Genomic DNA, 23,252 nt, shown 5'->3' on the forward strand with positions numbered 1-23,252 from the left:
CAGACTTTGCTGCGTTATCCGTTCATCGCATGAGGGCTGCACAATGCAACAACGTAAACTGGGTTCCCACGGTCCCGTCGTCTCCGCCCTGGGGCTGGGATGCATGGGCATGAGCGACTTCTACTCCACCGGCGCCGATCGGCAGGAGGCCATCGCCACGCTGCACCGGGCGCTGGAGCTGGGCGTCACGCTGCTCGACACCGCCGACATGTATGGCCCGCACACCAACGAAGAGTTGGTGGGGGAAGCGATCAAGGGCAAACGGCAACAGGTGTTCCTGGCTACCAAGTTCGGCATCCTGCGCGATCCGGCGGATCCTTCGGCGCGCGGCGTCAGCAGCCGGCCCGAGTATATCCGGCGCTCGGTGGAAGGCAGCCTGCGGCGCTTGGGCGTAGAGGAGATCGATCTTTATTATCAGCATCGGGTCGATCCGCAGGTGCCGATCGAAGACGTCGTCGGCACGATGGCGGATCTGATCCGCGAAGGCAAGATCCGCCATATCGGCCTGAGCGAGGCGTCGGTCGCCACGCTGGAGCGGGCGCACAAGGTGCATCCGATCACGGCGTTGCAGACCGAGTATTCGCTGTGGACGCGCGATGCTGAACAGGGCGTGCTGGCCGCCTGTGAGCGCCTGGGGATCGGCTTTGTGCCTTACAGCCCGTTAGGGCGCGGTTTCCTTACCGGCGCTATCCGGCGGCCGGAGGATCTGGCCGAGGACGATTTCCGCCGCGGCAACCCGCGCTTCCAGGGCGAAAACTTCGCCCGCAACCTGGCGCTGGTGGAGAAGGTGGGTGAGCTGGCGGCGCAGAAGGGCGTCAAGCCTTCACAGCTGGCGCTGGCCTGGGTGTTGGCGCAGGGCGAGCACATCGTGCCGATCCCCGGCACCAAACGCCGTCGCTATCTGGAAGAGAACGTCGCGGCGGCGGAGATAACGCTGAGCGCGGCCGAACTGGCGGCGATCGAAGCGGTGTTTCCGCTGAGTGCAGCGGCCGGCGATCGCTACGGCGCCGAGTCGATGGCCTATATCAACGGCTAAAAAAAAGCGCGGCCTCAGGCCGCGCTCTGTCGTTTTCCGCCAACGGCGAATTATTTCTTCTTCGGCGCGCGCGGTGGGCGGCCGACGGTGGCCTGATACACCTTGAAGCGGCCGTTCTGCGCCAGCACTTCGTGGCTGCCGAAGGTGGCGTCCAGAATGTCCGGGTACGGCAGGAAGGCGTTGGCGACGATGCGCAGCTGGCCGCCGATCGGCAGGTGTTTCACCGCGCCGCGGATCAGGGTTTCGGCGGCGGTCAGGCTGGTCTGCAGCCCGTCGTGGAACGGCGGGTTGGAGATGATCATGTCGAAACGGCCGGTGATGTCGGAGTAAACGTTGCTGACGATCACTTCGCCTTCGATGCCGTTGGCGGCCAGCGTCGCGCGGCTGGATTCCACCGCGGCGGCGTTGACGTCGCTGAGGGTCAGTTTCACCTTCGGCGACAGCTTGGCCATCACCGAGGCCATCACGCCGGCGCCGCAGCCGATGTCCAGCACCTTGCCTTTCATGTGTTTTTCCAGCGTCGACAGCAGCAGTGAGCTGCCGACGTCCAGGCCGTCGCGGCTGAACACGCCCGGCAGCGTTTTCACTTCCAGATCGTGCAGCTGATAGCTGTCCCACCAGTCGTTCAGGTCGAATTCGGTCTGCGCGTCCAGGCGGCCGTGATACAGGCCGCAGCGGCGCGCGCTGTCGATTTTCACCAGTGCAACGTGGCCTTCCAGCGTTGGCTCGGCGCTGCGCACGCCGCTGCGGTTTTCACCGACCACGAACACGTCTACGCCCACCGGCAGCAGCGCCAGGATGTTGCACAGCTGGAATTGCGCTTCCTGCTTGCTCTTCGGCCAGTAGTAAACCAGCGTGTCGCAGTCGGCGACGAAAGCGGGATCGACGGTCAAACCGAACTGCACGTTATCGCCCATCGTCCGGTTCAGTAACTGCCAGTGATGGTATTGCTGAGTGTGGACGCGCACGTCCGCGGCCTCGAATTGGGCCGGCAGGCTGTCCTGCAGGTCGCCGGCAAACAGCACGCGGCGTTCGATAAATTCATCACTGTGGCGCAGCATGACTTCACTGGCGGGGGTTAATGCAGACATCAGATATTGGCTCCTGGAAATGAGACCGGGGATTATAGAGCTTTGTGGCGATATGTTCGACGGGTTTGTTGGCGCGGGCTGCGCGGGTTTGTTAGCATAGCGCGGCGCATGGCAGGCATGGCGCACCACAACGGGTAGGAATCGGCATGGCATCAAAACGCGACTGGCTGTTACAACAACTGGGTATTACGCAGTGGACATTGCGCCGCCCGAGCGTGTTGCAGGGCGAAGTGGCGGTCAGTCTGCCGCCCGAGGCGCGCCTGCTGGTGGTGGCGCAGACGCTGCCCGCGCCCGACGATCCGCTGTTTTGCGACGTGCTGCTCAGCCTGGGGCTGACGCCGGCGCAAACCTACAGCCTGACGCCGGAACAGGCGGCGATGCTGCCTGAAGAGACCGCATGCAACAGTTGGCGGCTGGGCGTGGCGGAACCGCTTGCGGTCGCCGGCGCGCAGCTATACAGCCCGGCGCTGGCCGAGCTTTCCCAAGACGCGGGGGCCAAACGCGCCCTCTGGCAGCAGATTTGTCATCATGAACACGATTTCTACCCTGACGGCGGCCGACCTGGCCACGGCCTTCACCATTGAGCAAGCCAGCCACGCTTTCCCCTGGACGGAAACCACCTTCGCCAGCAATCAGGGCGATCGCTACCTTAACCTGAAGCTGAACGCCGATGGGGAAATGGCGGGATTCGCCATCACGCAGATCGTGCTGGACGAAGCCACGCTGTTCAACATCGCCATTCATCCGCGGTGGCAGCGCCGGGGCTTTGGCCGCCTGCTGCTCAACGCGGTGATCGAACAGCTGGAGAGCCGTGGCGTGGTGACGCTGTGGCTGGAGGTGCGTGCCTCCAACCAGGCGGCGATCGCACTGTATGAAGATCTCGGTTTCAACGAGGTCACCGTGCGCCGCAATTATTACCCGAGCGCCCACGGCCGCGAAGACGCGATCGTGATGGCGCTGCCGCTGGCGTAATCCGCCCGGCCGGTAAAAGCATTGATTGTCACCGGTTGGCAAATCGGCGAAAATGCCCGGCTGTTATCTTTTATTCACCGCTTTGCCCGGCGCCGCGATCGGCGCGTTCTGATGATGTCGCAGGGCGGACTAACCGTAGAACCTGAAAACCATGTCTCCTAGTGAATTTGCCCGCGAAGTCTCCAAAAGAAGAACTTTCGCCATCATCTCGCACCCCGATGCCGGTAAAACCACCATTACCGAAAAAGTGCTGCTGTTCGGACAGGCGATCCAGACCGCCGGTACGGTAAAAGGCCGTGGCTCCAGCCAGCACGCCAAATCCGACTGGATGGAAATGGAAAAGCAGCGTGGGATCTCGATCACCACCTCCGTGATGCAGTTCCCGTACCGCGACAGCCTGGTTAACCTGCTGGATACCCCGGGGCACGAAGACTTCTCTGAAGATACTTACCGTACCCTGACCGCCGTCGACTGCTGTCTGATGGTGATCGACGCCGCCAAGGGCGTTGAGGATCGTACCCGTAAGCTGATGGAAGTCACCCGTCTGCGCGACACGCCGATCCTGACCTTCATGAACAAACTGGACCGCGACATCCGCGATCCGATGGAAGTGATGGATGAAGTCGAGCGCGAACTGAAGATCGCCTGCTCGCCTATCACCTGGCCGATCGGCTGCGGCAAGCTGTTCAAGGGCGTTTACCACCTGTACAAGGATGAAACCTACCTGTATCAGACCGGTAAAGGCCACACCATCCAGGAAGTGCGCATCGTCAAAGGCCTGGACAACCCGGAGCTGGATGCGGCGGTGGGCGAAGATCTGGCGGCGCAGCTGCGCGATGAGCTGGAGCTGGTGCAAGGCGCTTCCCACGAGTTCGATCAGGAGGCTTTCCTGAGCGGCGAGCTGACCCCGGTGTTCTTCGGTACCGCACTCGGTAACTTCGGCGTGGATCACATGCTGGACGGTCTGGTGGCCTGGGCGCCGGCGCCGATGCCGCGCAAAACCGACACCCGCGAAGTGACGGCGGCGGAGGAGAAATTCACCGGCTTCGTCTTCAAGATCCAGGCCAACATGGATCCGAAACACCGCGACCGCGTGGCCTTCATGCGCGTGGTGTCCGGCCGCTACGAGAAGGGCATGAAGCTGCGCCAGGTGCGCACCGGCAAAGACGTGGTGATCTCCGACGCGCTGACCTTTATGGCCGGCGACCGTTCGCACGTGGAAGAAGCCTACCCGGGCGACATCATCGGCCTGCACAACCACGGCACCATTCAGATCGGCGATACCTTCACCCAGGGTGAAGACATGAAGTTCACCGGTATTCCGAACTTCGCGCCGGAGCTGTTCCGCCGCATTCGCCTGCGCGATCCGCTGAAGCAGAAACAGCTGCTGAAGGGACTGGTGCAGCTGTCCGAAGAGGGCGCAGTACAGGTGTTCCGTCCGATCGCCAACAACGATCTGATCGTCGGCGCGGTCGGTGTGCTGCAGTTCGACGTGGTGGTGGCGCGTTTGAAGAGCGAGTACAACGTGGAAGCGCTGTACGAATCGGTCAACGTGTCGACCGCGCGCTGGGTCGAGTGCGACGACGTGAAGAAGTTCGAAGAGTTCAAGCGCAAAAACGAGATCAACCTGGCGCTGGACGGCGGGGACAACCTGTCCTACATCGCGCCGACCATGGTGAACCTCAACCTGACGCAGGAACGCTATCCTGACGTGACCTTCCGCAAAACCCGCGAACACTGATCGCTCGGCAGGGCGCCCAGTGCGCCCTGCACGCTTTTCCTATCCTCACTGCGCTAATTAATAAATCTTCCTCATATTTTATCCTGCGAACCGCTATCGCCAGGCGATGTTCGTTTGGCCTGCGTTTTCCGTCTGATGGTCTATCTTTAACGAGATGTCCGCACATTGCTTGAGAGTAAATCACTGTAATATGCTATTTGTTTGGTGAGTTATTCTGATGTGTTGCCGATAGGAGACAGTTAGTGTCTTTAAATATCAATGAGATAGCTATATTTCAGTTTTGTGTAACTTAGCCTGTCGCCAATAGACGACAGTTTTTTGGCTAAAAATTCGACTTCTGAATTTTTTTCTTTGATTTTTAAGGTGTTTTTTGAGTTGGCACGGCCGTTGCAACACTCCTGTCGTGAACGCTTAATCGTATAGCGATGATGAAGTATTTACCGAGAAGGCCGCGTGAAGGTGGCCGCAGGGTTCCGGCGCTTTGGCGTCGAGAGCCCCCAACAAAAGGAAGAGATCGATGAAAAAGACCAAATTTGCACACTCGCTGATGGCTGTCGTATTGGGTTCTGCTTTGGTAAGCGGCAGTGCGCTGGCCGAAGACAGTCTGCTCAACAAGGCGTCTAACGCCGCGGATAGTGCCGGTGCCAAAATCGATAGCTCCATGAAAAAAGTTGACGGTTACATGGATGACAGCGCGATAACGGCTAAAGTTAAAAGTGCGTTGGTGGAAGATAAGACCATCAAAAGTTCTGACATTTCGGTAAAAACCGAAAAAGGCACCGTGACCCTGAGCGGGTTCGTCGGCAGCCAGGCGCAGGCGGAGCATGCGGTCGCGGTCGCCGGCAAGGTGGAAGGCGTCAAGACCGTCAGCGACAAGCTGCACGTGAAAGATGAAGCCAACCAGTCGATCAAATCGTATGCCGGCGACACCGCCACTACCAGCGAGCTGAAAGCCAAGCTGTTGGCCGATGACATTGTGCCGTCGCGCAATGTGAAAGTGGAAACCACCGATGGTGTGGTGCAGCTTTCCGGTGAGGTGAAAACGCAGGCGCAGTCTGAGCGTGCGGAAAGCATCGCCAAGGCCATCGACGGCGTGAAAAGCGTGAAAAACGACCTGGTGGTCAAGCAGTAATTCCGCCAGGCGCCCGTAACAAGCAACAACAAGCCGCATCTGTCGGGCCGTGAAGGCGGCCCGGCATGTAACACCAAAAAAAGAAACTGATTTGCCGTCGACGTCCCGTTGTCGGGGTGGTAGATGGCAGCGAATTTTTTCACAATGGTAAGGAGAAGCTTATGTTTCGTTGGGGCATTATCTTTTTAGTCATCGCGCTTATCGCTGCGGCGCTGGGGTTCGGTTCGTTGGCGGGCACCGCTGCCTGGGCGGCTAAAATCGTGTTCGTTGTCGGCATCATCCTGTTCCTGGTCAGCCTGTTCACCGGCCGCCGTCGCCCTTAGCCGGCGGGCATTTTCCCGTAAACTGTAACAAAGCTTAACTCCTTTTCTCACGTCGGGGAGGGCCGGCCATGAACAGCGACATCATCGTCGGGCGCTGGAAACAGCTGAAAGGCCAGGTATGGCAGGCGTGGGCAGAATGGTCAGGCAGCGATTATGCCTGGCTGGCCGGCAGCAACGATTTCCTCGCTGGCGTACTGCAAGAGGATTACGGAAGAGAGCGAGACGCGGTATCCTCGGAGAAAACGTCTCACTGAGGATGCCAAGTTGGGATACAGAATACCCATCACGCTCGGCAATATAGAACCGCTGGCGTCTAAACCCTTTCGGCCAGGCAAGATGGCGCTGGTCTGCGAAGGCGGCGGCCAGCGCGGCATTTTCACCGCCGGCGTGCTGGACGAGTTTCAGCGTGCGGGCTTTAACCCTTTCGATCTGCTGATCGGCACGTCGGCCGGCGCCCAGAATCTGTCCGCCTATATCTGCGGGCAGGTGGGCTACGCGCGTCGGGTGATCACCCGCTACACCACCTCGGCCCAGTTCTTCAATCCGCTGCGCTTCGTGCGCGGCGGGCATCTGATCGATCTCGATTGGCTGGTCGATACGGCGGCGGCGCAGATGCCGTTGGCGATGGACGTGGCGGAACAGCACTTTACCGACGGGCGCGAGTTCCTGCTGTGCGCCTGCCGCAGCGATGACTTTGAGCCGACCTACCTGCCGGCGCAGCGCGAACGCTGGCTGCCGGCCATCAAGGCGTCCAGCGCCATTCCCGGTTTTTATCGCCAGGGCGTGGAGCTGGACGGCGTCAGCTATCAGGACGGCGGCATCAGCGATGCGATCCCGGTGGAAGAGGCCTATCGTCGCGGCGCCGACACCATCGTGGTGATCCGCACCGTGCCCTCGCAGATGTACTACACCCCGCAGTGGATGAAGCGCATGGAGCACTGGCTGAGCGACAGCAGCCTGCAGCAGATGGTGCGTATCCTGCAGCATCATGAGCAAAGCTATCACCGCATCCAGCGCTTTATCGAGAAGCCGCCGGGCAAGCTGCGCATCTTCGAAATCTTTCCGCCGAAGCCGCTGGCCAGCAATGCGCTGGGCAGCCGACTGGGGTCGCTCAATCAGGATTATCACCTGGGGCGCCGCTGCGGCCGTTACTTCCTGGCCACCGTCGGCCAGTGGATGGCGCAGCCGGAGCCGGACGGCATGAAGGTGAAAAAAGCGCTGTCGCGCCGCCTGATCCAGCCGGAGAACGTCAGAATGCCTTCGCCGATCGTGACCGATATCGTCATGCCGTCCGAGCTGGGCGCGCAGCCGGAGGCCGCGGTAGCGGCGCCGAAGATCATTCTGCCGGGTGATTTGCCGCCGGGTGAAGGGGGGGCGCTGTGAGTTACGCCTTTACCGATACTCACTGCCATTTCGATTTTCCGCCCTTTACCGGGCATGAGGCCGAGAGCCTGACGCGGGCGGCAAGCGCCGGCGTGCAGCGCATCATCGTCCCGACGGTCACCGCCGATCGCTTTGCCCGGGTGCTGCGACTGGCGCAAGATCATGCGCCGCTGTTCGCCGCGCTGGGGCTGCACCCGCTGTATATCGCGCAGCATCATGAGCCGCAGTTGGAGCAGCTGGCAACGCTGCTGGCCGAACGGCCGCGCAAGCTGGTGGCGGTGGGGGAGATCGGGCTCGATCTGTATATGGACAACCCGCAGTTCGAGCGCCAGCAAAGCGTGCTGCTGGCCCAGTTGAAGCTGGCGAAACAGCATGACCTGCCGGTGATCCTCCATTCGCGCCGCACCCACGATCAGCTGGCCGCGGCGCTGCGGCGCATGCAGTTGCCGCGTCGCGGCGTGGTGCACGGCTTCGCCGGCAGCCTGTCGCAGGCGCAGGCCTTTATCCGCCTCGGCTATTACATCGGCGTGGGCGGCACCATCACCTATGAGCGGGCGCAGAAAACGCGCGGCGTGATGGCGCAGCTGCCGCTCGAGGCGCTGCTGCTGGAGACCGATGCGCCGGACATGCCGCTGGCCGGCTATCAGGGGCAGCCGAATCGCCCCGAACGCGCCGCCGAGGTGTTTCAAACGCTGTGCGAGCTGCGGCCGGAACCGGCCGACGAGATCGCCGCCCACCTGCAACGCAATACTCAGGCACTGTTCGCCATGCCGGATTGATGGGTTTATAACGTGACTTGCGTCACGTTATAAGATTTTCATTTGCGTCTCGTTGTATACATTTGTGACATAAATCGGTGCGAGGGTGACCTCGCTCAGTATAATCCCCCCCGAAACACTCCAATAGCAGACCTCTCTTCATGAGCAGGGATGTACTTTATTTTTTGCAACAGGGAAACTTTGCATGCAACTCATCATGAGTCTGGTCGGTATGGCGGTGCTGATCGCCATTGCGGTGCTGCTCTCCAGCAACCGCCGGGCCATTAAACTGCGCACCGTCGTATGGGCGTTCATCATCCAGATCGGCATCGGCGCGCTGGTGCTGTACGTGCCGCTGGGCCGCAGCATCCTCGGCAGTATGTCTAACGGCGTGGCAAACGTTATCGCCTACGGCAATCAGGGCATTTCGTTCATTTTCGGCGGACTGGTGTCCGACAAGATGTTCGAGGTGTTCGGCGGCGGCGGCTTCGTGTTCGCGCTGCGCGTTCTGCCGGTGATCGTGTTCTTCTCCTCGCTGATTGCGGTGCTGTACTACCTCGGCATCATGCAGTTGGTGATCCGCGTGCTGGGCGGCGGCCTGCACAAGCTGCTGGGCACCTCGCGCACCGAATCGCTGTCGGCGACCGCCAACATTTTCGTTGGCCAGACCGAAGCGCCGCTGGTGGTGCGCCCGTATATCGCCACCATGAGCCAGTCAGAGCTGTTCGCCGTGATGTGCGGCGGCCTGGCCTCGGTAGCCGGTTCGGTGCTGGCAGGGTACGCGCAGATGGGCGTGCCGCTGGAATACCTGATCGCCGCGTCCTTCATGGCCGCGCCGGGCGGGCTGCTGTTCGCCAAGCTGATGGTGCCGGAAACCGAGCAGACCCACGATAAAGACGATGCGATGAAGCTGATCGCCGAAGAAGATCGTCCGGCCAACGTGATCGACGCGGCGGCTTCCGGCGCGGCTTCCGGCATGCAGCTGGCGCTGAACGTCGGTGCGATGCTGCTGGCGTTTATCGCGCTGATCGCCTTGCTTAACGGCATTCTCGGCGGTATCGGCGGCTGGTTCGATTATCCGCAGCTGTCGCTTGAACTGATCCTCGGCTGGGTGTTCTCGCCGATCGCCTTCCTGATCGGCGTGCCGTGGAGCGAGGCGATGACCGCCGGTTCGTTTATCGGCCAGAAGATCATCGTCAACGAGTTCGTCGCCTACATGAACTTCGGCGCCTATCTGCGTCCGGACGACGTGGTGGCGGCGGAAGGCCTGCAGGTGCTGTCGACCCACACCAAGGCGATCATCTCCTTCGCGCTGTGCGGCTTCGCCAACCTCTCCTCGGTGGCGATCCTGCTGGGCGGTCTGGGCAGCATGGCGCCTAACCGTCGCCACGACATCGCGCGTTTCGGTCTGAAGGCCGTGGCGGCGGGCACGCTGTCCAACCTGATGAGCGCCACCATCGCCGGTTTCTTCCTGGCGCTGTAAGCCATCCCGGAGCCCGCGACGGCGCGACCGATCGCGGGACTCGGCCTATACTCTAAGCAACGCGGGTGCTTGCCGCACCCGCGATCTTCAGCCGCTTCTTTAGCGAATTTGTGAACGATATCGCGTTATTTTGTGATGCTCTTCACATATAATTCCGGTCTGTTACAGTGCTATTTCATATAGTGTGACGATGAACGCGAATCGCCCTTGGCATTCGTGTTCAAATAGCTATTACTGGCCGGCCGCAAGGCGGGTGGCCATGTGCGGTGAGAAGGATCTCAGTTGCCGCCGCGGGAACGCCGTTCCCCTGCGCTATCTTCATGGAACCAAGTCCGCTCGCCAACACCCAGGTACTCAGTTGGAGAGTTTTATGACCGAATTAACCGCAGCAGCGCAACGTGCGCTGAACCTGATGGATTTAACCACGCTGAATGATGATGACACCGACGAGAAAGTGATCGCCCTCTGTCGTCAGGCCAACAGCCCGGCCGGCCACACGGCGGCCATCTGCATCTACCCGCGTTTTATCCCGGTAGCGCGCAAGGCGCTGCGTGAGCAAGGCACGCCGGATATCCGTATCGCCACCGTGACCAATTTCCCGCATGGCAACGACGATATCGACATCGCGCTGGCGGAAACCCGCGCGGCCATCGCCTATGGCGCGGATGAAGTGGACGTGGTGTTCCCTTACCGCGCGCTGCTCGCCGGCAACGAACAGGTCGGCTTCGAGCTGGTGAAACAGTGCAAGCAGGCTTGTCAGGCGGCCAACGTGCTGCTGAAAGTGATTATCGAAACCGGTGAGCTGAAGCAGGCCGACCTGATCCGCAAGGCGTCCGAGATCGCCATCAAGGCCGGGGCGGACTTTATCAAGACCTCCACCGGCAAGGTGCCGGTCAACGCCACGCTGGAAAGCGCCGAGCTGATGATGTCGGTGATCCGCGATCTGGGCGTGGCGAAGACGGTGGGCTTCAAGCCGGCCGGCGGCGTGCGCACCGCAGAGGATGCGCTGCATTATCTGCAACTTGCCGATCGTATTCTGGGCGAAGGCTGGGCCGATGCGCGGCATTTCCGCTTTGGCGCTTCCAGCCTGCTGGCCAGCTTGCTGACCGCGCTGGGCCACCAGACCCAGACCGCCGGCGGCGGCTACTGATCGATTTCGTTGGCGGGCGCCAGGCGCGCCCGTCTGCACCGACTCTCGGCGACACAGGGGGATGCTTTGTTCCTGGCTCAAGAAATTATTCGTAAAAAACGCGACGGCCAGCCGTTAAGCGAAGCGGAAATCCGCTTTTTCATCAACGGCATTCGCGACAACGTGGTGTCGGAAGGGCAGATCGCCGCGCTGGCGATGACCATTTATTTCCATGACATGAGCATGCCGGAGCGCGTGGCGCTTACCATGGCGATGCGCGATTCCGGCACCGTGCTGGATTGGAAGAGTCTGGCGCTGAACGGCCCGATCGTCGACAAGCATTCGACCGGCGGCGTGGGCGACGTGACCTCGCTGATGCTTGGCCCGATGGTGGCGGCCTGCGGCGGCTATGTGCCGATGATCTCCGGCCGCGGCCTGGGGCATACCGGCGGCACGCTGGACAAGCTGGAAGCCATTCCGGGCTTCAATATTTTCCCGGACGATAACGCCTTCCGCAAAATCATTCAGGACGTCGGCGTGGCGATCATCGGCCAGACCAGCTCGCTGGCGCCGGCGGACAAACGTTTCTACGCCACCCGCGACATTACCGCTACCGTGGATTCGATCCCGCTGATCACCGCCTCCATTCTGGCCAAGAAGCTGGCGGAAGGGCTGGATGCGCTGGTGATGGACGTGAAGGTCGGCTCCGGCGCCTTTATGCCGACCTATGCGCTGTCGCAAGATTTGGCGCAGGCGATCGTCGGCGTGGCCAACGGCGCGGGCTGCAAGACCACCGCGCTGCTGACTGACATGAACCAGGTGCTGGCCTCCAGCGCCGGCAACGCGGTGGAAGTGCGCGAAGCGGTGCGCTTCCTGACCGGCGAATACCGCAACCCGCGCCTGCTGGAAGTGACGCTGGCGCTGTGCGTGGAAATGCTGCTGTCCGGCGGCCTGGCGCAAGACGAGGCCGACGCGCGCGCCAAACTGCAGGCGGTGCTGGACAACGGCAAGGCGGCGGAGGTGTTTGGCCGCATGGTGGCGGCGCAGCAGGGGCCGATAGACTTCGTCGAACGCTACGATAGCTATCTGCCGGCGGCAACGCTGAGCAAGCCGGTGTATGCTGAAAAGCCGGGCATCATCAGCGCCATGGATACCCGCGCGCTGGGCATGGCGGTGGTTTCGCTGGGCGGCGGCCGTCGCCGGGCGAGCGACGCCATCGACTACAGCGTTGGGCTGACCGAAGTGGCGCGCCTGGGTGATAAAGTGGATGCCCAGCAGCCGTTGGCGATGATCCACGCCAACGATGAAGAGAGCTGGCAGCAGGCGGCCGATGCGGTGCGCAGCGCAATGACGCTGAGCGACAAGGCGCCGGAAGCGACGCCGGTGGTGTATAAGCGCATCACGGAATAACCCAAGAATCAGGAACGGCCGCGGCTTTTTCGCGGCCGTCCAAAGCGTGAGAACACGCAGGAGAGCACAGATGAAACGCACATTTATTATGGTATTGGACTCCTTCGGCATCGGCGCCAGCGAAGACGCCGAACGTTTTGGCGACCAGGGTTCCGACACCCTGGGCCACATCGCCGAGGTTTGCGCGCGCGGTGAGGCCAACGTGGGCCGCCAGGGGCCGCTGACGCTGCCTAACCTGAGCCGTCTGGGCCTCGGTAAAGCGGCGGAAGAGTCCACCGGCAACTTCCCGCAGGGGCTGGACCGCAACGCCGACATCATCGGCGCTTACGCTTACGCCAGCGAGCTCTCTTCCGGTAAAGACACGCCGTCGGGCCACTGGGAAATCGCCGGTGTGCCGGTGCTGTTCGACTGGGGCTACTTCACGGACGAGCACAACAGCTTCCCGCAGGCACTGCTGGACAAGCTGGTCGAGCGCGCCAAGCTGCCGGGTTACCTGGGCAACTGCCACTCGTCCGGCACCGTGATCCTCGATCAGCTGGGCGAAGAGCACATGAAAACCGGCAAGCCGATTTTCTACACCTCCGCCGACTCGGTGTTCCAGATCGCCTGCCATGAAGAAACCTTCGGCCTGGATCGCCTGTATGAGCTGTGCGAAATCGCGCGTGAAGAGTTGACCGAAGGCGGCTACAACATCGGCCGCGTGATCGCGCGTCCGTTCGTCGGCGATAAGCCGGGCCACTTCCAGCGCACCGGCAACCGTCACGATCTGGCGGTAGAGCCGCCGGCGCCGACCGTGCTGAAAAAGCTGGTGGACGAGAAAGGCGGTGAAGTGGTGTCGATCGGTAAAATCGCCGACATCTACGCCAACGTCGGCATCACCAAGAAGGTGAAGGCGACCGGCATCGACGCGCTGTTCGACGCGACCCTGATCGAAATGGAAAAGGCCGGCGATAACACCATCGTGTTCACCAACTTCGTGGACTTCGACTCCTCCTATGGCCACCGCCGCGACGTGGCGGGCTACGCCGCCGCGCTGGAGCTGTTCGACCGCCGCCTGCCGGAGCTGCTGAAGCTGGTGAAAGACGAAGACATCATCATCTTCACCGCCGACCACGGCTGCGACCCGACCTGGCCGGGCACCGACCACACCCGCGAGCACATCCCGGTGCTGGTTTACGGCCCGAAAGTGAAGCCGGGCTCGCTGGGCCACCGCGAGACCTTTGCCGACATCGGCCAGACCGTCGCCAATTACTTTGGCCTGTCGCCGATGGATTACGGTAAGAGCATGTTCTAAGCCCTGTCTTTCAAGCCGCAGCGTTGTTAGCTTCACGCGTGAACCCCAGTCACTTACTCAAGTAAGCTCCTGGGGATTCACCCGCTAGCTGCCTAGCTGCAACTCGACATTCAAGGCTTAGATGTTTGACGTTTTTATTAAATAAGATTTCTAAAGGAAGAAAATTATGGCTACGCCGCACATTAATGCTGAGATGGGTGATTTCGCTGACGTAGTACTGATGCCGGGCGATCCGCTGCGTGCAAAATACATCGCCGAAACCTTCCTGGAAGGCGCGGTGGAAGTGAACAACGTGCGCGGCATGTTGGGCTTCACCGGCACCTACAAAGGCCGCCGCATCTCCGTAATGGGCCACGGCATGGGCATCCCGTCCTGCTCCATCTATGCGCGCGAGCTGATCGCCGAATTCGGCGTGAAGAAGATCATTCGCGTGGGTTCCTGCGGCGCGGTGCGTGACGATATCAAACTGCGTGACGTGGTGATCGGCATGGGCGCGTGCACCGACTCCAAGGTGAACCGTCTGCGCTTCAAGGACAACGACTACGCGGCGATCGCCGACTTCGACATGGTGCGCAACGCGGTCGACGCGGCGGCGGCGCAGGGCATCCCGGCGCGCGTGGGCAACATCTTCTCCGCCGATCTGTTCTACACGCCGGATCCGGACATGTTCCAGGTGATGAAGAAGTACGGCATCCTGGGCGTGGAAATGGAAGCGGCCGGTATCTACGGCGTGGCGGCGGAGCTGTACGAAGAGTTCGGCTGCAAGGCGCTGACCATCTGCACCGTGTCCGACCACATCCTGCGTCACGAAGCGACCACGGCGGCGGAACGCCAGACCACCTTTAACGAAATGATCGTTATCGCGCTGGAATCCGTGCTGCTGGGCGACAAAGCGTAATACGCCGGCGGGCGTCATCATGGCGCCCGCCCGTCAATCTATTCATTCCGCTTGGCCAGTTTTGGCTAACGCTTTACCTTTCTGCCGTTTAACGCTATTACTTCCTCTATCAATCTATTCACCAATCTATTCATCTGATGATCACCGTTGAACAAGTTTTGCGTCATGGGCCAGCTACGGCTCGTCAACTGACAGAAGCGTTAGGCATCAGCCAGCCGACGCTATCGCGCCGTATCCGCGAACTGGCGGGCGCAGTATTGATCCTCGGTAAAGGTAAGGCGACGCGCTATGTATTGCGGCGCGGGATCGGCGGTGAGAGGCAGTTTCCGCTGTATCGGGTTGATGAACGGGGTAAGGCGCACCTGTTTGCCACACTTTGCCCGCTGTATCCTGCCGATAACTGTGCGGTGTGCGATGAGCGCAGCGGAGAGTGGCAGCTCTATGACGGCATACCATGGTATTTGAACGACCTACGGCCGATTGGCTTTCTCGGGCGAGCCTGGGGAAAAGCAGCGGCGCGCGAGTTGAATTTGCCGGAGGATGTGCGGCGATGGGATGAAGGCCAACGCTTGTTGGCGCTCTGCCGTTATGGCGAAGACATGACCGGCGATCTGCTGCCTGGTGCCGACAGCTATCAGCGTTGGTTAATGCGGGACACTGCCGTCGCCATCACGGTGGAAGATAAAACCGAGCGTTACGCCGCATTGTCTGTCCAGGCGCTGGCCGGGGAACTGGTGGGCTCTTCCGCCGGTGGCGAGCAACCCAAATTTGCCGCCTATACTGAGCTGGCGCCTGGGCGCCGTGCGCATGTGTTGGTGAAGTTCAGCCTGGCGCCGACGCATGTCATTGCACAGCGCTGGAGCGATTTGCTGATCGCCGAGTCGCTGGCGTTGCAGACGGTCGCCGCTGCGGGATTGCCTGCCGCATCGGCGCAAATCCTGTTCGGCGCCGACCGGCAATGTTTTTTAGAGATTGAGCGCTTTGATCGCATCGGTGAAGAAGGGCGGGTAGCGATGGTGTCGCTGGAGGCACTGGATGCTGAGTTCAGCGGCAGCGGCCACGCCAACTGGGTCGTGGCCGCCGAGCGGCTATTGCAGCAAGGGGTGATCAATCACTCAGTCTACCAACGGATTGCCCTGTATTGGGCCTTTGGCCGGTTGATCGCCAACAGTGATATGCACCAAGGCAACCTGTCGTTCTTGCGAATAACCCAGCGGCCGGTCATGTTGGCGCCTTTGTACGATATGCTGCCGATGGCTTTTGCCCCGGCAAGCAGCGGCAATCTGCGCCATGACGCGGTGGAGATCCGTTTGAGCAATGAGGTGGGCGGTGCTGTCTGGCGGCAAGCTGAGCTATTGGCTCTCGAGTTCTGGCGGCGAACGGCGCAACATGACGACATCAGCGATGCCTTCCGCGCGATTGCCGAGCAAATGCTGGCGCAACTGCAGAAGCTGCACGAACGCATTCAGCACCTGGCCTGAGTTACCCCTGCTTCGGCGCTTCCTGTTTTTTCTCCGGCGCATCCTCTTCGTCGTCTTCCACCGTATTGCCTTCTGCCAACGGCGTGTTGGCGGTCAACAGGTACGGCGACTGCTGCCAGCGGCTGCGGCGGTGTTGCAGCAGGGTGCGCGCCAGAATGATGCCGATCGCCAGCGCCAGCAGGATCATCAGGCGCAGCAGGTTGGTGGTGTTGTCTACCTGCTTGGATTCGGTCGCCAACACGTGGGTGTCGAGGGTGATGCGGATAAAGCCGATCGGGCCGTCTTTGCCCTGAATGGATTCGACCAACTGGTGGTTGAAGTAGCTGCCGGCGCGTTTGCCGTCGAGCGACAGGCGATCGCGTATACTTATCTGTTCCCCGGCGTGGGAGACCAGCGTGCCGTCCAGCTGATACACGCTGACGTCGAGAATGCGGCTGTGATCGGTGAGCTGTTTGAGGATGGCGTCGATACGCGGGGTGTTGCCGTCGTCGTCCAGCAGCGGTGCCAGGCTGTAGGCGACCTGTTTGGTCAGCGTCTGCGCCAGTTCTTCAACCTGCTCGGATCGCGCCATTTGGTGACTCAGGCTAAAATAAGAGGCGCCCTGCATCAGCAGCACCAGCAAAGCCAGGCAAATCAGGATAATAGCGGTGCGGTGCAGGCGAAATTTCAGTTTAGCGCGAGCCATGCAGGTTCCTTGGGCATCGGGGACACTTTATGTTGCCAGAACCGCTGGCGATAGGATAGCTTGATGCGTCGTTTTATCATGCAGCGTTTTTGTCCATTCAGGAGTCAATGATGTCAAACAGTCTGACCTATTGCGATCTTCCGGCGGAGATCTCTCAATGGCCGGGTCTTCCCCTTTCGCTCAGCGGCGACGAAGTGATGCCGCTGGACTACCGGGCGGGCAATACCGGGTGGCTGTTATACGGCAGAAAGCTGGACAAGGCGCGCATTACGCAATTCCAACGCAAGCTCGGCGCGGCGATGGTGATCGTCACCGCCTGGGGCGTGGACGACTATCAGGTGGTGCGGTTGGCGGGCACGTTGACGCCGCGCGCCAAGCTGTTGGCGGCGGAGAGCGGGCTGGACGTGGCGCCGCTCGGCAAGATCCCACACCTGCGCACGCCGGGGCTGCTGGTGATGGACATGGATTCGACGGCGATCGAGATCGAATGCATCGACGAGATCGCCAAGCTGGCGGGCGTCGGCGAGCAGGTGGCGGAAGTCACCGAACGCGCGATGCGCGGCGAGCTGGACTTTACCGCCAGCCTGCGCCAGCGCGTCGGCACGCTGAAAGGGGCCGACGCCAACATCCTCAAGCAGGTGCGCGACGAGCTGCCGCTGATGCCGGGGCTGACCAGCCTGGTGGGCAAGCTGCAGGCGATGGGCTGGCATGTGGCGATCGCCTCCGGCGGCTTCACCTACTATGCCGAATACCTGCGCAACCGGCTGCGGCTGGTGGCGGCAGCGGCCAATGAGCTGGAGATCCGCGACGGCAAGCTGACCGGCGAAGTGCTGGGGCCGGTGGTGGACGCACAGTTCAAAGCCGACACGCTGCTGCGGCTGGCGGAGAAGCTTGAGATCCCGCTGGCGCAGACCGTGGCCATCGGCGACGGCGCCAACGATTTGAAAATGATGCAGGCGGCGGGGTTGGGCATCGCCTACCACGCCAAACCGAAAGTGTATGAAAAAGCGCAGGTGGCGATCCGGCATGCGGATCTGATGGGCGTGCTGTGTATTCTCACCGGCAGCCTGAAACACGAAGTGCGATAACGAAAGATTGAGGTAAGACGTGGCAAAAGCGGCAAAACGGGCATTTGTGTGCAATGAGTGCGGGGCGGACTATCCGCGTTGGCAGGGGCAGTGCAGCGCCTGTCATGCCTGGAACACCATCACGGAAGTGCGTTTGGCCGCGTCGCCCGCAGCGGCGCGCAACGATCGCCTCAGCGGTTATGCCGGCGACGCCGGCGTCAGCAAGGTACAGAAGCTGTCGGAAATCAGCCTTGAGGCGCTGCCGCGCTTCACCACCGGCTTTCTCGAGTTCGACCGCGTGCTGGGCGGCGGCGTGGTGCCCGGCAGCGCCATTCTGATCGGCGGCAACCCCGGCGCCGGCAAGAGCACCCTGTTGCTGCAGGTGCTGTGCAAACTGTCCGAACAGATGAAAACCCTGTACGTCACCGGCGAGGAGTCGCTGCAGCAGGTGGCGATGCGCGCTCACCGTCTGGGGCTGCCGACCGGCGGCCTGAACATGCTGTCTGAAACCAGCATCGAGCAGATCTGCCTGATCGCCGAGCAGGAGCAGCCGAAGCTGATGGTGATCGACTCGATCCAGGTGATGCACATGGCGGACATTCAGTCTTCGCCGGGCAGCGTGGCGCAGGTGCGGGAAACCGCCGCCTATCTGACGCGCTTCGCCAAGACGCGCGGCGTGGCGATCGTCATGGTCGGCCACGTCACCAAAGACGGCTCGCTGGCCGGGCCGAAAGTGCTGGAACACTGTATCGACTGTTCGGTGCTGCTGGATGGCGACGCCGATTCCCGCTTCCGCACCCTGCGCAGCCACAAGAACCGCTTCGGCGCGGTCAACGAGCTGGGCGTGTTTGCCATGACCGAACAGGGGCTGCGCGAAGTCAGCAACCCTTCGGCGATCTTCCTCAGCCGCGGCGACGAAGTCACCTCCGGTAGCTCGGTGATGGTGGTGTGGGAAGGTACCCGGCCGCTGCTGGTGGAGATCCAGGCGCTGGTGGATCACTCGATGATGTCCAACCCGCGCCGCGTGGCGGTGGGCCTGGAGCAGAACCGGTTGGCGATCCTGCTGGCGGTGCTGCACCGGCACGGCGGGCTGCAGATGTCGGATCAGGACGTGTTCGTCAACGTGGTCGGCGGGGTAAAGGTCAGCGAGACCAGCGCCGATCTGGCGCTGCTGATGTCGCTGGTTTCGAGCCTGCGCGATCGGCCGCTGCCGAACGATCTGGTGGTGTTCGGCGAAGTGGGGTTGGCGGGGGAGATCCGCCCGGTGCCGAGTGGCCAAGAGCGCATCTCCGAAGCGGCCAAGCACGGCTTCAAGCGCGCCATCGTGCCGCACGGCAACATGCCGAAGAAGCCGCCGGCCAACATGCAGGTGTTCGGGGTCAAGAAGCTGGCGGACGCGCTGGACGTGCTGGAAGAGTTTTATTAATGTCGCCGACGGCGAGAAAGATATGCTATTTTGTTTAGCATACTAAACGGAGGTGGCCATGCCGCAATTTGATTACCTGAAGACGTCCATTAAGCAAAAGGGCTGTACTTTGCAGCAGGTGGCGGATGCCAGCGGCATGACCAAAGGCTATCTCAGCCAGCTGTTGAACGACAAGATCAAAAGCCCGAGCGCGCAAAAGCTCGAGGCTCTGCACCGTTTTCTCGGGCTGGAGTTCCCGCGTAAAGAGGTTAAAGTCGGCGTGGTGTTTGGTAAATTTTACCCGCTGCACACCGGCCACATCTACCTGATCCAGCGCGCCTGCAGCCAGGTGGACGAGCTGCACGTTATCTTGTGCCATGACGAGCCGCGCGATCGCGAGCTGTTCGAGAACAGTTCGATGTCGCAACAGCCGACGGTCAGCGATCGCCTGCGCTGGCTGCTGCAAACCTTCAAGTACCAGAAAAACATCCATATCCATTCGTTCGACGAGCAGGGCATCGAACCCTATCCGCACGGCTGGAACGTGTGGAGCGACGGCATGAAGGCCTTTATGGAACAGAAGGGCATCGTGCCGAGCTTCATCTATTCCAGCGAAGCGCAGGATGCGCCGCGCTACCGCGAGCATCTGGGCATCGAAACCATTTTGGTCGACCCCGAGCGTTCGTTCATGAACATCAGCGGCAATCAGATCCGCCAGGATCCGTTCCGCTATTGGGACTACATCCCGACCGAGGTGAAGCCGTTCTTCGTGCGCACCGTAGCGATCCTCGGCGGCGAATCGAGCGGCAAGTCGACGTTGGTCAACAAGTTGGCCAACATCTTCAACACCACCAGCGCCTGGGAATATGGCCGCGATTACGTGTTTTCGCACCTGGGCGGCGACGAGATGGCGCTGCAGTATTCCGACTACGACAAAATTGCCCTCGGGCAGGCGCAATACGTGGATTTCGCGGTCAAGTACGCCAACAAGGTGGCGTTTATCGATACCGATTTCGTGACTACGCAGGCATTTTGCAAAAAGTACGAAGGGCGTGAGCACCCCTTCGTGCAGGCGCTGATCGACGAATACCGTTTCGATCTGGTGATCCTGCTGGAAAACAACACGCCGTGGGTGGCGGACGGCCTGCGCAGCCTCGGCAGCACCGCCGATCGCCTGGCGTTCCAGCGCCTGCTGGAGGAGATGCTGCGCGCCAACAACATCGAGTACGTGCACGTTGAGTCCAGCGATTATGAAGAGCGTTTCCTGCGCTGCGTCGAGCTGGTGCAACAGCTGCTGGCGGCGGACGCCGGCCGGTTGAGCGCGCCCGCCCATCGTCACGCGGCAGGCTGAGTAAAATTAGCGTAATGTGCGGTCGCGGCGGCATAAACCCCTCCTGGGCGCACATTTAACGGCTTGTTTAAACATGGTTCATTCGACAGCGACTAAGTTAAGATTTTCTTTACAATAACGCTCAGAAGAAGACATGTCTTATCGCTTACTCGCTCTCTGGTTGGTCTGCTATGCCGCAGCCTGGACGCTGCTGACTGTTCATCTCGATCCTACCCTGCCTTACGACGCCGTCGAGGCGCTCAACTGGGGCCTCAACGGCGAGTGGGGCTCACCGAAAAATCCGTGGCTGGTCGGTGCGGCGATGCATCCGGCGATCTGGCTGTCGTGGCTGCCGCTGAACGTTTACTGGTATGGCGGGCACTTCATCGCCATCGCCATCGGCATGTTGGGCGTCTGGCTGTTGGCGCGGCGCCTGAGCGGCAGCACCTCGCTGGCCTGGATGGCGCTGCTGACGCTCAACCTGTCCGGCGTCATCAATTTCGACATTATTCCCTACAACGACAACTACCTATTGGTGATGCTGTGGCCGTGGATGGCGCTGTTCTTCCACCTGGCGATCTCGCGTTCGGCCAACTGGTGGCCGGCCTTCGCGTTGGTGGCCGGTCTGGCGATGATGGCGAAATACTCGACCTTCGCCTTCGTCTATTTTGTGGCGCTGTCGACGCTGTTCGTACCGCAGGTCCGTCGCTGCTATCGGCAGCCGCAGTTCTATCTGGCGGTGGCGATCTGGCTGGCGTTGGTGTTGCCGAACGTGTTCTGGCTGTGGAACCACGACTTTGCCGCCTTCAAATGGGTGGATTCGCAGATCAAGATGCAGCTCAACCTCGACATGCTGCAGTCGCTGCTGCTGGTGTTCTATCCGTCGCTGGTGCTGTGGGCGATCCTGCGGCGCAGCGGGGCGGTGCTGGCCTGGCCATCGGCGTTGCCGATGCGGGTGCTGTTGTGGATCTATCTGTTGCCGCTCGGCATTATCACTTTCTGGTTCTCCTTCAATGTCGGCGGCCGGTTGACCGAGTGGCTGCAGCCGTTCTTCATGCTGGCGCCCGCGCTGCTGGTCGGCTGCGTGCGTCAGCCGCCGGTGCGTTCACTGCGCGCGGCGACCCTCGGGCTGATGTGCGCAGCGCTGGCGGTCTATCTGGGGTATGCCGCGGTGATGCTGGGCAACGTGCGCAACGCCGGCCAGAAAATGGTGGGTATCAAGGCGTTCAGCGCCGGGGTGGAGCGGCAGTGGCAGGAGCGGTATGGCGTCGATCTACGCTACGTTGGCGGCGAATACCTGTCGCAGTGGATGACGGTGTACGCCGGTTCCCGGCCGCAGACCATTACGCGCTGGTCCAATCATACGCGCCCGAATATCTACAACGTCAACATCAGCTATCCGCAGATTGCGCAGCACGGCGTCGCCCTGTTCGGCCGGTTGGGCGAAGACTGCGCGCACAGCGACTTCGGCGGTGAGTTGGCCCACTGGCCGAAGATGCGCCTCGATTGGCAGCAGACGCTGACGTTCCGCGCCGATCCGCATGCCGACGAGCAGACGCTGTGCGTCGGCTTCGTTCGTCCGCAGTAACGGCGGCGCAGGGCGCCGCCGCGATTCAGGCTTAGTAAGCGATAACCAGCTTGCCTTGCATATGGCCGCCGAGCAACTGTCGATGCGCGGCGGTCAGCGTGTCTACCGACAGCCCGTGCAGGGTTTCACTCAGCGTGGTGCTCAGCTTGCCCTCGTCCAGCAACTGCGCCATCTGCTGCAGGATGCGCCCCTGCTGCGCGATGTCCGGGGTGGTGAACATGCTGCGGGTGAACATGAATTCCCAGTGCAGCGCGGCGCTTTTCAGCTTCAGCGCGTTTTGATCCAACGGCTGCGCGTTCTCGACGATGGTGCAGATATGGCCCAGCGGCGCGACCAGCTCGGCCATCGCCGGCCAGTGGCCGTCGGTATCGTTCAGGCACAGGATGTAATCCACCTGCTCGATGCCGTGCTGCGCCAGGTTGCCTTTCAGATCGCGGTAGTCCACTACCAGATCGGCGCCGCGTTCACGGCACCAGGCGGCGGATTCCGGCCTTGAGGCGGTGGCGATCACTTTCACCTTGCTGCGCAATGCGGCCAGCGGAATGGCCAGCGAGCCGACTCCGCCGGCGCCGCCGATGATCAACAGCGTCTTGTGCTCCGGCGCATTGTGAATGTTCAGGTGTTCGAACAGCGCCTCCCAGGCGGTGAGGGCGGTGAGCGGTAGGGCGGCGGACTCGGCCCAGTTCAGGCTGCGCGGCTTGTGCGCGGCGATGCGTGAGTCGATCAGCTGGTGGCTGCTGTTGCTGCCGGGACGGGTGATGTCGCCGGCGTACCAGACTTCATCGCCGGGCTTGAAGCCGCTGACGCCGCTGCCCACGCCCACCACGATGCCGCTGGCGTCCCAGCCGAGAATGCGCGGCTGCTGCAGGCCGCTTTTCTGCAGACCGGCGTGCACTTTGGTGTCCACCGGGTTGACCGACACGGCTTTCACCTCCACCAGCAGATCGTACTGGCCGGGAACCGGCATCTCCGGTGAAATTTCGATGAAACCGGCGGGGTTCTGCGGGTCTACGGCAATGGCTTTTATCGACATGATTGTACTCCTT

At 61.4% G+C, this 23,252-nt stretch carries 22 protein-coding genes; 19 read left to right on the forward strand and 3 right to left on the reverse strand.

All coding sequences use genetic code 11. The annotated features are described in order from the left end of the window. Positions 1–43: 43 nt before the first annotated feature. Entirely contained in the window at positions 44–1,036 is a 993-nt protein-coding gene (locus QOL81_RS13470; RefSeq protein WP_049272812.1) for an aldo/keto reductase, read from the forward strand. A gap of 50 nt (positions 1,037–1,086) precedes the next feature. On the opposite strand, the gene rsmC is transcribed toward QOL81_RS13470, so the two are convergent. Then, a complete protein-coding gene (rsmC, locus tag QOL81_RS13475) occupies positions 1,087–2,127 on the reverse strand; it encodes a 16S rRNA (guanine(1207)-N(2))-methyltransferase RsmC (protein WP_049198058.1) in 1,041 nt (346 codons plus the stop codon). Positions 2,128–2,273: 146 nt separating this feature from the next. Here rsmC and QOL81_RS13480 point away from each other — a divergent pair, with 146 nt between their 5' ends. The 14 genes from QOL81_RS13480 (at position 2,274) to yjjJ (ending at position 16,131) form a co-directional block, all read left to right on the forward strand. Continuing rightward, positions 2,274–2,711: a DNA polymerase III subunit psi gene (locus QOL81_RS13480; RefSeq protein WP_283439886.1), complete on the forward strand. Its 438-nt coding sequence runs from the start codon at positions 2,274–2,276 to the stop codon at positions 2,709–2,711. After that, complete coding sequence (gene rimI, locus QOL81_RS13485; protein ID WP_060422302.1) at positions 2,656–3,099, forward strand: ribosomal protein S18-alanine N-acetyltransferase; 444 nt, start codon at positions 2,656–2,658, stop codon at positions 3,097–3,099. The genes QOL81_RS13480 and rimI overlap by 56 nt, the downstream gene beginning before the upstream one ends. 151 nt (positions 3,100–3,250) lie before the next feature. Continuing rightward, the gene (gene prfC / locus QOL81_RS13490) at positions 3,251–4,840 is read left to right on the forward strand and encodes a peptide chain release factor 3 (RefSeq protein ID WP_038878480.1); all 1,590 of its coding nucleotides are present in this window, start codon (positions 3,251–3,253) and stop codon (positions 4,838–4,840) included. A 517-nt stretch (positions 4,841–5,357) separates the two neighbouring features. After that, the gene (gene osmY, locus QOL81_RS13495; protein ID WP_060440799.1) at positions 5,358–5,972 is read left to right on the forward strand and encodes a molecular chaperone OsmY; all 615 of its coding nucleotides are present in this window, start codon (positions 5,358–5,360) and stop codon (positions 5,970–5,972) included. A 161-nt stretch (positions 5,973–6,133) separates the two neighbouring features. After that, positions 6,134–6,295, forward strand: a complete 162-nt coding sequence (locus QOL81_RS13500; protein ID WP_004857650.1) for a DUF1328 domain-containing protein — start codon at positions 6,134–6,136, stop codon at positions 6,293–6,295. Positions 6,296–6,363: 68 nt separating this feature from the next. Next, complete coding sequence (locus QOL81_RS13505; RefSeq protein ID WP_060422311.1) at positions 6,364–6,549, forward strand: CsbD family protein; 186 nt, start codon at positions 6,364–6,366, stop codon at positions 6,547–6,549. Positions 6,550–6,559: 10 nt separating this feature from the next. Continuing rightward, a complete protein-coding gene (locus tag QOL81_RS13510) occupies positions 6,560–7,678 on the forward strand; it encodes a patatin-like phospholipase family protein (protein ID WP_060422316.1) in 1,119 nt (372 codons plus the stop codon). Continuing rightward, on the forward strand, positions 7,675–8,457 hold the full coding sequence (locus tag QOL81_RS13515) for a TatD family hydrolase (RefSeq protein WP_142109244.1): 783 nt from the start codon (positions 7,675–7,677) through the stop codon (positions 8,455–8,457). The genes QOL81_RS13510 and QOL81_RS13515 overlap by 4 nt, the downstream gene beginning before the upstream one ends. 184 nt (positions 8,458–8,641) lie before the next feature. After that, positions 8,642–9,919 carry a NupC/NupG family nucleoside CNT transporter gene (locus tag QOL81_RS13520; protein WP_055312699.1) on the forward strand — a complete coding sequence of 426 codons (1,278 nt, stop codon included), beginning with the start codon at positions 8,642–8,644 and terminating at the stop codon, positions 9,917–9,919. A 370-nt stretch (positions 9,920–10,289) separates the two neighbouring features. Beyond that, positions 10,290–11,069, forward strand: coding sequence for a deoxyribose-phosphate aldolase (gene deoC / locus QOL81_RS13525; protein WP_283439887.1), 780 nt, complete (start codon positions 10,290–10,292; stop codon positions 11,067–11,069). Positions 11,070–11,135: 66 nt separating this feature from the next. Then, entirely contained in the window at positions 11,136–12,458 is a 1,323-nt protein-coding gene (gene deoA / locus QOL81_RS13530) for a thymidine phosphorylase (protein WP_019454991.1), read from the forward strand. 70 nt (positions 12,459–12,528) lie between these two features. Beyond that, positions 12,529–13,752: a phosphopentomutase gene (gene deoB / locus QOL81_RS13535; protein ID WP_049198074.1), complete on the forward strand. Its 1,224-nt coding sequence runs from the start codon at positions 12,529–12,531 to the stop codon at positions 13,750–13,752. Between the two features lie 166 nt (positions 13,753–13,918). Beyond that, entirely contained in the window at positions 13,919–14,650 is a 732-nt protein-coding gene (gene deoD / locus QOL81_RS13540; RefSeq protein ID WP_004933059.1) for a purine-nucleoside phosphorylase, read from the forward strand. A 137-nt stretch (positions 14,651–14,787) separates the two neighbouring features. Beyond that, on the forward strand, positions 14,788–16,131 hold the full coding sequence (gene yjjJ, locus QOL81_RS13545; protein ID WP_060422325.1) for a type II toxin-antitoxin system HipA family toxin YjjJ: 1,344 nt from the start codon (positions 14,788–14,790) through the stop codon (positions 16,129–16,131). A gap of 1 nt (position 16,132) precedes the next feature. Here yjjJ and QOL81_RS13550 read toward each other — a convergent pair whose 3' ends face one another. Then, a complete protein-coding gene (locus QOL81_RS13550; protein ID WP_060422328.1) occupies positions 16,133–16,816 on the reverse strand; it encodes a YtjB family periplasmic protein in 684 nt (227 codons plus the stop codon). 110 nt (positions 16,817–16,926) lie between these two features. Between QOL81_RS13550 and serB the strand changes: the two genes are divergently transcribed. The 4 genes from serB (at position 16,927) to QOL81_RS13570 (ending at position 22,206) form a co-directional block, all read left to right on the forward strand. Further along, complete coding sequence (serB, locus tag QOL81_RS13555) at positions 16,927–17,904, forward strand: phosphoserine phosphatase (RefSeq protein ID WP_016929162.1); 978 nt, start codon at positions 16,927–16,929, stop codon at positions 17,902–17,904. 19 nt (positions 17,905–17,923) lie between these two features. Continuing rightward, positions 17,924–19,309, forward strand: coding sequence for a DNA repair protein RadA (gene radA / locus QOL81_RS13560; RefSeq protein ID WP_025159617.1), 1,386 nt, complete (start codon positions 17,924–17,926; stop codon positions 19,307–19,309). A 58-nt stretch (positions 19,310–19,367) separates the two neighbouring features. Continuing rightward, positions 19,368–20,639, forward strand: a complete 1,272-nt coding sequence (gene nadR / locus QOL81_RS13565; RefSeq protein ID WP_049198077.1) for a multifunctional transcriptional regulator/nicotinamide-nucleotide adenylyltransferase/ribosylnicotinamide kinase NadR — start codon at positions 19,368–19,370, stop codon at positions 20,637–20,639. A 133-nt stretch (positions 20,640–20,772) separates the two neighbouring features. Then, positions 20,773–22,206 (forward strand): glycosyltransferase family 39 protein, encoded by a 1,434-nt coding sequence (locus QOL81_RS13570; protein WP_197757219.1) that lies wholly within the window; start codon positions 20,773–20,775, stop codon positions 22,204–22,206. A gap of 31 nt (positions 22,207–22,237) precedes the next feature. Here the strand turns inward: QOL81_RS13570 and QOL81_RS13575 are convergent, their stop codons facing one another. Further along, on the reverse strand, positions 22,238–23,239 hold the full coding sequence (locus QOL81_RS13575) for a zinc-binding alcohol dehydrogenase family protein (RefSeq protein WP_283439888.1): 1,002 nt from the start codon (positions 23,237–23,239) through the stop codon (positions 22,238–22,240). Between the last annotated feature and the right edge of the window lie 13 nt (positions 23,240–23,252).

This window comes from Serratia sp. CC22-02 (genome assembly GCF_900182895.1).
Taxonomy (GTDB): domain Bacteria; phylum Pseudomonadota; class Gammaproteobacteria; order Enterobacterales; family Enterobacteriaceae; genus Serratia; species Serratia nevei.

Bases quoted from the DNA above. Each gene is read 5' to 3' on its own strand.
- QOL81_RS13470 (WP_049272812.1), top strand. From the start codon at position 44: ATGCAACAACGTAAACTGGGTTCCCACGGTCCCGTCGTCTCCGCCCTG.
- rsmC (WP_049198058.1), bottom strand. From the start codon at position 2,127: ATGTCTGCATTAACCCCCGCCAGTGAAGTCATGCTGCGCCACAGTGAT.
- QOL81_RS13480 (WP_283439886.1), top strand. From the start codon at position 2,274: ATGGCATCAAAACGCGACTGGCTGTTACAACAACTGGGTATTACGCAG.
- rimI (WP_060422302.1), top strand. From the start codon at position 2,656: ATGAACACGATTTCTACCCTGACGGCGGCCGACCTGGCCACGGCCTTC.
- prfC (WP_038878480.1), top strand. From the start codon at position 3,251: ATGTCTCCTAGTGAATTTGCCCGCGAAGTCTCCAAAAGAAGAACTTTC.
- osmY (WP_060440799.1), top strand. From the start codon at position 5,358: ATGAAAAAGACCAAATTTGCACACTCGCTGATGGCTGTCGTATTGGGT.
- QOL81_RS13500 (WP_004857650.1), top strand. From the start codon at position 6,134: ATGTTTCGTTGGGGCATTATCTTTTTAGTCATCGCGCTTATCGCTGCG.
- QOL81_RS13505 (WP_060422311.1), top strand. From the start codon at position 6,364: ATGAACAGCGACATCATCGTCGGGCGCTGGAAACAGCTGAAAGGCCAG.
- QOL81_RS13520 (WP_055312699.1), top strand. From the start codon at position 8,642: ATGCAACTCATCATGAGTCTGGTCGGTATGGCGGTGCTGATCGCCATT.
- deoC (WP_283439887.1), top strand. From the start codon at position 10,290: ATGACCGAATTAACCGCAGCAGCGCAACGTGCGCTGAACCTGATGGAT.
- deoB (WP_049198074.1), top strand. From the start codon at position 12,529: ATGAAACGCACATTTATTATGGTATTGGACTCCTTCGGCATCGGCGCC.
- deoD (WP_004933059.1), top strand. From the start codon at position 13,919: ATGGCTACGCCGCACATTAATGCTGAGATGGGTGATTTCGCTGACGTA.
- yjjJ (WP_060422325.1), top strand. From the start codon at position 14,788: ATGATCACCGTTGAACAAGTTTTGCGTCATGGGCCAGCTACGGCTCGT.
- QOL81_RS13550 (WP_060422328.1), bottom strand. From the start codon at position 16,816: ATGGCTCGCGCTAAACTGAAATTTCGCCTGCACCGCACCGCTATTATC.
- serB (WP_016929162.1), top strand. From the start codon at position 16,927: ATGTCAAACAGTCTGACCTATTGCGATCTTCCGGCGGAGATCTCTCAA.
- nadR (WP_049198077.1), top strand. From the start codon at position 19,368: ATGCCGCAATTTGATTACCTGAAGACGTCCATTAAGCAAAAGGGCTGT.
- QOL81_RS13570 (WP_197757219.1), top strand. From the start codon at position 20,773: ATGTCTTATCGCTTACTCGCTCTCTGGTTGGTCTGCTATGCCGCAGCC.
- QOL81_RS13575 (WP_283439888.1), bottom strand. From the start codon at position 23,239: ATGTCGATAAAAGCCATTGCCGTAGACCCGCAGAACCCCGCCGGTTTC.